Here is a 3,307-nt window from a genome sequence, read left to right on the forward strand (position 1 = left end):
CAGCGCCAGCCGCAGGCCGAGCACCTGCTCCGGGCTGGGCAAGGCCGGCGCCAGCAGCAGGTCGTCGATGCGCTGCATGAAGGCCTGCAGGCCGGTGGTGCCGGACCACAGGCGTGTCCAGCGCAGCTGGCTGATCAGCCGCATGCCGGCGCCCGCCTGCCAGGCGAGGCGCACGGCGAGCGGGTACTGCAGGGTGAAATCCTTCCAGGCCGTCAGCGCGTGCGCGAACTTCGGGTCGTGCCAGTGCGCTGGCAGCATCTGACCCTGTGCCAGCAGCTGCGCGCACAGCACCTGGCCCTGCTCGGCCTCGTACGCCAGCAGCGACTGCAGCGTATCGGCGTCGTCGATCGGGTAGATGGTGCTGAGCAGGTCCGCGAGCGGGTCGCCGACATGCTGCCAGTAAGCCAGCGGCAGGGCCTCGGCGCGCTTCAGGGCGACGCTGGTGGGGGCGGGCGGCGATGGCAGCATGGCGGGAGCCCTCAGCGCAGGAACAGCCGGTAGGCCGGGTTGTCGCTCTCGTCGGCGTAGGCATAGCCGATGGCATCCAGCGAGGCCTTGAGCGTCTTCAGCGGGCGTTCGCCGAGCTGCAGGCCGACCAGCACGCGACCGAAGGCGGCACCGTGGTTGCGGTAATGGAACAGCGAGATGTTCCACTGCGTGCCGAGCTGGGTCAGGAAAGCCATGAGCGCGCCCGGCCGCTCCGGGAACTCGAAGCGGAACAGGCGCTCGTCGGCCAGCCCGGCGTGGCCGCCGACCAGGTGCCGCACATGCAGCTTGGCCATTTCGTCGTCGGACAGGTCGAGCACGGCATAGCCCTTGCGCTGCAGGCCGCCGACCAGCTCCTGGCGCTCGCTGTCGCCGCCGCGCAGCGACACGCCGACGAACACGTGCGCGGCGCCGGCATCGCTGTAGCGGTAGTTGAATTCGGTGACATTGCGCTTGCCGATGGCCTGACAGAACGCCTTGAACGCGCCCGGCTGCTCCGGAATGGTCACCGCCAGCACGGCCTCGCGGCGCTCGCCGAGCTCGGTGCGCTCGGCGATGTGGCGCAGGCGGTCGAAATTCATGTTGGCGCCGGAGTTGACCGCCACCAGCGTGCGTCCCTGGATGCCCTCGCGCTGCGCGTACTTCTTCAGCCCGGCCAGCGACAGCGCGCCAGCCGGCTCGCAGATGCTGCGGCACTCGTCGAAGATGTCCTTGATGGCGGCGCAGATCTCGTCGGTGGAACAGGTGATGACCTCGTCCACGCACTGCTTCGCGACATCGAAGGTGTGCTTGCCGATCTGGCGCACGGCGACGCCGTCGGCGAACAGGCCGACCTGGTCGAGGGTGACGCGGCGGCCGGCCTTGAGCGCGGCGGCCAGGCAGGCGGAGTCCTCGGCCTCGACCGCGATCACGCGGATCGACGGGTCGACGAACTTGAGGTAGGCGGCGACGCCGGCCATCAGCCCGCCGCCGCCGCAGGGCAGGAACACGGCGTCGATGCGGCCGTCGTGCTGGCGCAGGATCTCCGGCGCCACCGTGCCCTGGCCGGCGATCACGTCGAGGTCGTCGAACGGGTGGATGAAGGTGTAGCCCTTTTCGGCCACCAGCGCCTGGGCGTGGGCGTAGGCGTCGTCGTAGCTGTCGCCGTGCAGCACGGCCTGGCCGCCGAGGGCCTTCACCGAGTTGACCTTGATGTCCGGCGTGGTCTGCGGCATGACGATCACGCCGCGAATGCCGAGCTGCTTCGCCGCCAGCGCCACGCCCTGGGCGTGGTTGCCCGCCGAGGCGCAGATCACGCCGCGCTCGCGCTCGGCCTGCGACAGCCGCGAGATCCTGTTGTAGGCGCCGCGCAGCTTGAACGAGAACACCGGCTGCAGGTCCTCGCGCTTGAGCAGCACGCGGTTCTTCAGCCGGCGCGACAGCAGCCGCGCCTCGTCCAGCGGGCTCTCGATGGCGACGTCGTAGACGCGGGCCTGGAGGATGCGCTTGACCAGCGCGGCGAGCGCGGGGGCGGACGTGGTGGCGTCGGGCATGATGAACTGCTTCCGGACAGGTGCGGACGAGTATACTACGCGCTTTCCGCCCCGCCCTGCTCCGGAGTTCCCATGTCGTCCGCTTCCTCCAAGGCCGCCCAGTCCGGCTCCGCCGATGCCCTCAAGCGCGCCGTCGCCGAGGCCGCGCTCGAACACGTGCGCGCGGGCGAGGTGCTGGGCGTGGGCACCGGCTCCACCGCCAACTTCTTCATCGAGGGGCTGGCGGCGATCAAGGGTCGCGTGCAGGCGGCGGTGGCCAGCAGCGAGGCCACGCGCCAGCGCCTGGAGGCCATCGGCATCGAGGTCGTGGACCTGAACCAGGTCGACCACATCGGGGTCTATGTCGACGGCGCTGACGAGATCAATGCCGCGCTGGAAATGATCAAGGGCGGCGGCGGTGCGCTGACGCGCGAGAAGATCGTGGCGTCGCTGGCCGAACGTTTCGTCTGCATCGCCGACGAGAGCAAGTGGGTGGAGAAGCTGGGCCGCTTCCCGCTGCCTATCGAGGTCATTCCCATGGCGCGTTCGCTGATCGCGCGCGAGCTGGTGAAGATGGGCGGCAGCCCGGTCTACCGCACCGGCTTCGTGACCGACAACGGCAACGTGATTCTCGACACCTACGGTCTCGACATCATCAACCCGGTGGAGCTGGAGACGCGCCTGAACAACCTCGTCGGCGTGGTCACCAACGGGCTGTTCGCGCGTCGTCCGGCCGATGTGCTGCTGCTCGGCGGCGCCGGCGGCGTGCGCACCATCACCCGTCCGGCCTGAGCCGGCTTCTTCCTGCAGGGCCCGCTGCGCGGGCGTGTCAGGCATTCTGGCGTGAGTCGGCGGCTTCGCCGTCGGTGGCGGCGCGCAGGGCCTTGAGCTCGTCGGCGTGGCGCAGGCGCTGGCTGCGGCGCAGGTCGGCCTCGCGGCAGCGGCGCTGCTCGTCGGCGGTTTCCGGTCGCAGCACCGGCACCGGGCGCGGGCTGCCGTTGGCATCCACCGACACGAAGGTCAGGTAGGCCGAGAGGATGTGCCGGCGCTCGCCGTTGAGGGCCTGGGCGTCGACGCGGCAGCCGACTTCCATGGAGGTGCGCCAGGCCTTGTTCACCGAGGCCGCGAAGATCAGCACGTCGCCGCGCTTGGCCGGTGCCAGGAAATGCACGGCGTCGACGCTGGCGGTGACGCACACGCTCTCGGCGTGGCGGCAGGCGACCACGGCGCTGAGCCGGTCCATCTGCGCCATGATCATGCCGCCGAACACGGTGTCGTTGGCGTTCAGGTCGTTGGGGAACACCCAGTAG

4 protein-coding genes are annotated in these 3,307 nt (G+C 70.1%); 1 reads left to right on the forward strand and 3 read right to left on the reverse strand.

The genetic code is table 11. From position 1 onward, the window contains the following. Both C5O18_RS07730 and ilvA read right to left on the reverse strand, forming a co-directional pair. A partial coding sequence (locus C5O18_RS07730; RefSeq protein ID WP_146089278.1) for a hypothetical protein occupies positions 1-468 on the reverse strand: 468 nt, incomplete at its 3' end. Between the two features lie 11 nt (positions 469-479). Beyond that, positions 480-2,018: a threonine ammonia-lyase, biosynthetic gene (gene ilvA, locus C5O18_RS07735; RefSeq protein ID WP_105192916.1), complete on the reverse strand. Its 1,539-nt coding sequence runs from the start codon at positions 2,016-2,018 to the stop codon at positions 480-482. Positions 2,019-2,090: 72 nt separating this feature from the next. Here ilvA and rpiA point away from each other — a divergent pair, with 72 nt between their 5' ends. Beyond that, on the forward strand, positions 2,091-2,789 hold the full coding sequence (gene rpiA / locus C5O18_RS07740) for a ribose-5-phosphate isomerase RpiA (protein WP_105192918.1): 699 nt from the start codon (positions 2,091-2,093) through the stop codon (positions 2,787-2,789). Between the two features lie 37 nt (positions 2,790-2,826). Here the strand turns inward: rpiA and C5O18_RS07745 are convergent. Beyond that, a partial coding sequence (locus C5O18_RS07745) for an acyl-CoA thioesterase (RefSeq protein WP_105192920.1) occupies positions 2,827-3,307 on the reverse strand: 481 nt, incomplete at its 5' end.

Origin of the sequence: Amnimonas aquatica (assembly GCF_002943415.1) — a bacterium.
Taxonomy (GTDB): domain Bacteria; phylum Pseudomonadota; class Gammaproteobacteria; order Pseudomonadales; family Moraxellaceae; genus Perlucidibaca; species Perlucidibaca aquatica_A.

Excerpts from the sequence above, each read along its gene's own strand:
- ilvA (WP_105192916.1), bottom strand. The coding sequence starts at position 2,018 with ATGCCCGACGCCACCACGTCCGCCCCCGCGCTCGCCGCGCTGGTCAAG.
- rpiA (WP_105192918.1), top strand. The coding sequence starts at position 2,091 with ATGTCGTCCGCTTCCTCCAAGGCCGCCCAGTCCGGCTCCGCCGATGCC.